At 37.8% G+C, this 5,299-nt stretch carries 9 protein-coding genes and 1 tRNA gene; all 10 read left to right on the plus strand.

What is annotated here, in order from left to right:
- Window positions 1–60 precede the first annotated feature (60 nt).
- Window positions 61–131 (plus strand) — tRNA-Trp (locus tag B4G94_RS03355).
- 23 nt (window positions 132–154) lie between these two features.
- Complete coding sequence (secE, locus tag B4G94_RS03360; RefSeq protein WP_028072657.1) at window positions 155–349, plus strand: preprotein translocase subunit SecE; 195 nt, start codon at window positions 155–157, stop codon at window positions 347–349.
- A gap of 20 nt (window positions 350–369) precedes the next feature.
- Window positions 370–915, plus strand: coding sequence for a transcription termination/antitermination protein NusG (gene nusG, locus B4G94_RS03365; RefSeq protein ID WP_104384853.1), 546 nt, complete (start codon window positions 370–372; stop codon window positions 913–915).
- Between the two features lie 198 nt (window positions 916–1,113).
- A complete protein-coding gene (locus tag B4G94_RS03370) occupies window positions 1,114–1,857 on the plus strand; it encodes a hypothetical protein (protein WP_286857147.1) in 744 nt (247 codons plus the stop codon).
- 96 nt (window positions 1,858–1,953) lie between these two features.
- Window positions 1,954–2,103 carry a hypothetical protein gene (locus B4G94_RS03375; protein WP_286857149.1) on the plus strand — a complete coding sequence of 50 codons (150 nt, stop codon included), beginning with the start codon at window positions 1,954–1,956 and terminating at the stop codon, window positions 2,101–2,103.
- Window positions 2,104–2,594: 491 nt separating this feature from the next.
- Complete coding sequence (locus tag B4G94_RS03380) at window positions 2,595–2,726, plus strand: hypothetical protein (RefSeq protein ID WP_286857151.1); 132 nt, start codon at window positions 2,595–2,597, stop codon at window positions 2,724–2,726.
- 18 nt (window positions 2,727–2,744) lie between these two features.
- Window positions 2,745–3,593, plus strand: a complete 849-nt coding sequence (locus B4G94_RS03385; RefSeq protein WP_286857152.1) for a TraB/GumN family protein — start codon at window positions 2,745–2,747, stop codon at window positions 3,591–3,593.
- 201 nt (window positions 3,594–3,794) lie between these two features.
- Entirely contained in the window at window positions 3,795–4,238 is a 444-nt protein-coding gene (gene rplK, locus B4G94_RS03390) for a 50S ribosomal protein L11 (RefSeq protein WP_028072660.1), read from the plus strand.
- A gap of 22 nt (window positions 4,239–4,260) precedes the next feature.
- On the plus strand, window positions 4,261–4,959 hold the full coding sequence (rplA, locus tag B4G94_RS03395; RefSeq protein ID WP_046672240.1) for a 50S ribosomal protein L1: 699 nt from the start codon (window positions 4,261–4,263) through the stop codon (window positions 4,957–4,959).
- Between the two features lie 2 nt (window positions 4,960–4,961).
- The coding region (gene rplJ / locus B4G94_RS03400; RefSeq protein WP_286857153.1) for a 50S ribosomal protein L10 at window positions 4,962–5,299 on the plus strand (338 nt) is incomplete at its 3' end.

Here is a 5,299-nt window from a genome sequence, read left to right on the forward strand (position 1 = left end):
AAAAAAGATTTGCAGAAAGTGGTTTAAAACACTATATTTGCATCACAAAATAAGAAATACACGGGCATAGTTTAAAGGTAGAACGAAGGTCTCCAAAACCTTTGGTCTGGGTTCGAGTCCTGGTGCCCGTGCTTATAAAAACAGATAAACTAAAATGGCAAAAGTACTTGATTTTTTTAAAGACTCTTACGTGGAGATCACTGAGAAAGTGACTTGGCCTACGTGGTCTCAGTTACAAAGTTCAGCTGTTATTGTGCTTGTTGCGTCTCTTCTTATTGCATTGGTTGTCTTTGTAATGGATAAAGCTTCAAGTGTAGGGTTAGAATTCTTGTACGGTATTGCTTCTTAATTTTTCAATCGTATTTATTTATGGCAGATCAAGGTTTAAAGTGGTACGTAGTTCGTGCTGTAAGTGGTAAAGAAAAGAAAGTAAAGCAATATATTGATGCCGAGGTTAGTCGTTTAGGTATTGAACACTTGGTTCCTCAAGTGTTAATTCCAATGGAGAAATACTACTTAATGCGCGATGGCAAGAAGGTTGCTAAAGAACGTAACTACTATCCTGGTTATGTTTTATTGGAAGCCGCTCTTGACGGAGAGTTAGAACACGTCATCAAAAATATCAATAGCGTAATTGGTTTCTTGGGAGATAAAGCTGGTAATGCTGTTCCTTTGCGCCAAGCAGAAGTAAATCGTATTCTAGGTAAGGTAGATGAAATGGCCGAGCAAGGTGAAACCATTAATGTTCCTTACTATGTGGGCGAAACAGTGAAAGTAAACGATGGCCCTTTCAATGGATTTACTGGTGAGATCGAAGAAGTTCATGAAGATAAGAAGAAATTGATCGTCATGGTGAAAGTCTTCGGTCGTAAGACTCCGCTGGAGTTAAACTACATGCAAGTAGAAAAAGAGTAAGATTAGTAATTAACGATAGAGAAAAGCTTTACATGAAAATGTAAAGCTTTTTTTTTCTCTTCTATGTTATCTCAGACTGATGACTGCTCCATCAACACCGTTCTTTGTAAAGAAAATGTTAAAAGCGGTATCTGTTTTTTTTTGTAAATTGAACTGCCGGTCATATGTTCCCAGAACCTTTTATAAAAATTATGAACTATGAAACCAACAAAAAGTCGATTTTTTTGTAGAGAGGCACAACGTTCAAAAATGCTTTTCGCATCGCAGAAAAAGGCCGAAAACTTTATGCAATATAATAACAAAGAAATTCTGAACGAGTCAGGCTATGCTCCCGTAAGATCTTATCATTGTATCGCATGTGATGGTTGGCATCTGACGAGCAGACGCGAGGAGCTGGACCTTCCTAGCAAAACAGAATTAGTGCTGGAAGCCTACAAGGAAGTGACGGATGAGAAAGATAAGGTAAAAGAACTTCGTACCAACGGACGGCAAGAAAAGGAAGCTCCATCAGCGAACGCTCTTGAGGGGCTGCGAAAAAAAATTGAGCTAATAAGACGTTCCCTAAAGAATAAAGGAAGTAAAACTATAATAATCAAATTAATAGAGGGAGCTTCTAGGAGCTTGAAAGAGCTTGAGGTTACAGGCCAGCTCAAAAAATCGAAAGGAGAACTGGAAGTCCACTTAAGCAGACTTGAATCCCGAGCCATGTTACTGCCTGATGACGGGGAGGCTGTCATCCTGACACAGATCCGCGTGATAGAACGTTTATTGGATAATAAAAGCAATCGGATATTAATACGTAATCTGATTTATGAAACATTGCGGGGAGTGCGGAATATGGATGGTGCTATGCTACAGCAGTATTCAAAAAAGGCACTTGAAGAAATGCTCAAGAATCTAGCGCTCCGCTGTGATCAATTGCGCAATAATACATCCGGGTAATAGGGATGCGATATCTTTCAGGTTGGTTATTTAGCTGCCGGGAAATAAGTAGTATGTCAGCTGGGGGCCAATGTCGGCTTGATTTTGATTGTGGATATGGAGTGGCTGTTGCGTATCGCTGTATCCTATGGACATATCCAGCAAGTATTGGAAAGATACAACGTCGGCAATAGCCAGTCTGAAGTGTTATGTCAATTCAAGGTCGATAAGCAGATCAAAAGTTGGCTACGGCCGTCGATGGAGTAGCGTTTGCTGGATTGCTTAATGCTGGGTTTTGCTTTGGGTTTCGAAATTGGTTAAAGTGCTGCTGAAAGAGCGCGAATGTAAACTTTTAGACACTATTTGTATTTTAATATATGAACAGTGTTTATTATGTTGTGATTTTTCAGAATGATTATGGTTTTACCGAAATAGAAACAATAATGTATCGATTTCAAATAGTTGATTTTTGCATATGTTTAAAGTTGAAATAAATAAGATAAACGTTGGCGAGTAAATTATGAGAAAGAAATATACAAATGCATTAATGATTTTTTTTCTGGTGATTTTGCCATTCTATATAGGTTTCAGAATCGGGAAGAATGCTGGGCGGCAACATCACCTTCTAGAGATTCACAAATAACAGTTGTTTTTTTATTGATGCTTTTATGGTAGGTGTGAATAAGAGAATAGGAGACATATTTGGAAAACTTATCGTAATATTTATTTTTGGTACATAAACTAAAATCTAAATCATCATGAAAATTAAAACACTTTTAAAATTTGTAGGTATAATAGCTGTTTTGGCATTTTGTGTATACCTGCTATCTAATGTTGGCGAACTTATTCGAGGATTTGAAGATGGTTTGCATGCCGCTAGAAATAAATAATAATCTTATATTAATATAATGAAAAAATATTTTATTCTCCTAATTCTCTTCTTTTTTGTCACTTTTGGTGGCTTTGCGCAAAGTAATTCGATGCTATGGAAAATTTCGGGAAATGGCCTGAAACACGATTCCTATTTGTTTGGTACGATCCACATGTTGTGTCCTGACGATTTTGAAATCAAACAGAAATGCCTGGATGCGCTTAACTCAAGTGACAAAGTCGTGTTTGAAGTTGATCTGACGAAGTCTGAAAATCTACAGATCATGCAGGCTTTCGCCGCTCCGCAGCCTGATTTTATAAAAAAATTCACTGAAAGTGATATAAAAAGTATGGATAGCATCTTGGTGCCTCAGCAGCTTTCCATTAAACTATTGGATTATGTATCGCCTGTCACGGCCATGTCTTTATTTGCAATGAAAGGTTTTAACTGTCCGGATCCAACCAAGATCAAATCATTTGAGGCCGAATTGGCAGAGATCGCAAGGACAAAGGGAAAGTCAATTGGCGAACTTGAAACTCCCGATTTTCAATTCAATCTATTAAAAGATTTGATTACGCCAAAGTTATTTATGGAGTCAGTGTTTCAGTTGGATAAGTATCCTGAGCTGACAGCTAAGATGGTAGCCGCCTATAAGAATGAAAACTTAACCGAGTTAACGGAATTGATTCAGGATCCGACTTGGATGACAGCTGAACAGAAAGAAAAGCTATTGGCAGGACGGAATGTAAACTGGACAACGATTATTCCGAATTTAATCAAGGAGCAGAGCTGCTTCGTTGCCGTAGGAGCTGGACACCTGTCTGGTGAAAAGGGTTTGATCTCATTACTTAGAGAAAAGGGCTATAGCGTGAAAGCAATTAATTAGTAACTGGGGGTATGGAATAGTTGAAATATCTGTAAAGAAAAACCTAAATTCCTGAAAAATTAAAAGTTAGATACTTGCAGGATTCAAATCTTCTTATTAACTTTGCACCTCGGTTGGGGTGTTACGTCCCGATCGATGAATGTTACGTTATTTGCTTCCAACTTACTAACAGACATTTAACAAAATTAAATTCAAAACAAAATGGCAAAAGAAGTCAGTGCGTTAGTAAAATTACAAGTTAAGGGCGGAGCTGCGAATCCTTCACCTCCAGTAGGACCTGCATTAGGTGCTAAAGGTGTGAATATCATGGATTTCTGTAAACAGTTCAACGCTCGTACGCAAGACAAACCAGGTCAAGTATTGCCTGTTGTCATTACAGTTTACGCGGATAAGTCATTTGATTTTATCATCAAGACTCCACCGGTAGCAGTTCAATTAAAAGATGCTGCTAAATTAAAAAGTGGATCTGGCGAGCCTAACCGTAAAAAGGTTGCGGCTATTACTTGGGAACAAGTTGAGACTATCGCTAAAGATAAAATGCCTGATTTAAATGCATTTACTGTAGAGGCTGCTATGAGAATGGTAGCTGGTACAGCACGTAGTATGGGTATTACTGTATCCGGTAATGCTCCTTGGAACAATTAATTAAGAAATCAATTTAAGAAAAGTGGCTAGATTAACAAAAAATCAAAAAGCGGCACTATCCAAAATTGAAGCTGGTAAAGCATACTCTTTGAAAGAAGCTTCGGCTTTAGTTAAAGAAATCTCATTGACCAAATTTGATGCTTCTGTGGATATCGACGTTCGTTTGGGCGTAGATCCTCGTAAAGCAAATCAAATGGTGCGTGGTATTGCAACATTACCTCACGGTACTGGTAAAACTGTTCGCGTTTTAGTTTTGTGTACTCCTGATAAGGAAGAAGAAGCTAAAGCAGCAGGTGCAGACTACGTAGGTTTAGATGATTACATCAGCAAAATTGAAGGTGGTTGGACTGACGTTGATATCATTATTACTATGCCTAGTGTTATGGCTAAAGTTGGTAAATTGGGTCGTATTTTAGGTCCAAGAAACTTGATGCCTAACCCTAAAACTGGTACAGTTACAACAGAAGTTGGTAAAGCTGTAACAGATGTAAAAGGTGGTAAGATCGATTTCAAAGTTGACAAAACCGGTATCATCCATACTTCTATTGGTAAAGCGTCGTTCGATGCAGATAAAATATATGATAACGCATTAGAGGTATTACAAACTCTAGCTCGTTTGAAACCATCTGCAGCTAAAGGAACTTACTTTAAAAGTATTCACATTTCCTCAACTATGAGTCCTGGTATTCATATTGAGACTAAATCAGTAGCAGGTATTTAATCATGAGAAAAGAAGAAAAACAAGAAATTGTTCAAGCTTTGGCCGAACAGATTAAATCTTACGGTAACTTCTATATTACCGATACTGCTGAGTTGTCCGTTGAAAAAGTGAATAGCATTCGTCGTAAATGTTTTGAGCAAGGTATCGAAATTAAAGCTGTTAAAAACACTTTAATTAAGAAAGCATTGATCGAAGCTGGTGTTGAAGAAGAAGATATTTTTGGAACGCTTAAAGGTGCGTCTACAATGATGTTTTCTGAAGTCGCTAATGCACCTGCTAAATTGATCAAAGAATTGCGCAAAACAGGTGAGAAACCGTTGTTAAAAGCGGCTTTCATTGA

Origin of the sequence: Sphingobacterium sp. UBA7625, from assembly GCF_002484085.1 — a bacterium.
Taxonomy (GTDB): domain Bacteria; phylum Bacteroidota; class Bacteroidia; order Sphingobacteriales; family Sphingobacteriaceae; genus Sphingobacterium; species Sphingobacterium athyrii.

Coding starts and splice junctions, on each gene's coding strand:
- secE (WP_028072657.1), top strand. CDS start 155: ATGGCAAAAGTACTTGATTTTTTTAAAGACTCTTACGTGGAGATCACT.
- nusG (WP_104384853.1), top strand. CDS start 370: ATGGCAGATCAAGGTTTAAAGTGGTACGTAGTTCGTGCTGTAAGTGGT.
- B4G94_RS03370 (WP_286857147.1), top strand. CDS start 1,114: ATGAAACCAACAAAAAGTCGATTTTTTTGTAGAGAGGCACAACGTTCA.
- B4G94_RS03375 (WP_286857149.1), top strand. CDS start 1,954: ATGGAGTGGCTGTTGCGTATCGCTGTATCCTATGGACATATCCAGCAA.
- B4G94_RS03380 (WP_286857151.1), top strand. CDS start 2,595: ATGAAAATTAAAACACTTTTAAAATTTGTAGGTATAATAGCTGTTTTG.
- B4G94_RS03385 (WP_286857152.1), top strand. CDS start 2,745: ATGAAAAAATATTTTATTCTCCTAATTCTCTTCTTTTTTGTCACTTTT.
- rplK (WP_028072660.1), top strand. CDS start 3,795: ATGGCAAAAGAAGTCAGTGCGTTAGTAAAATTACAAGTTAAGGGCGGA.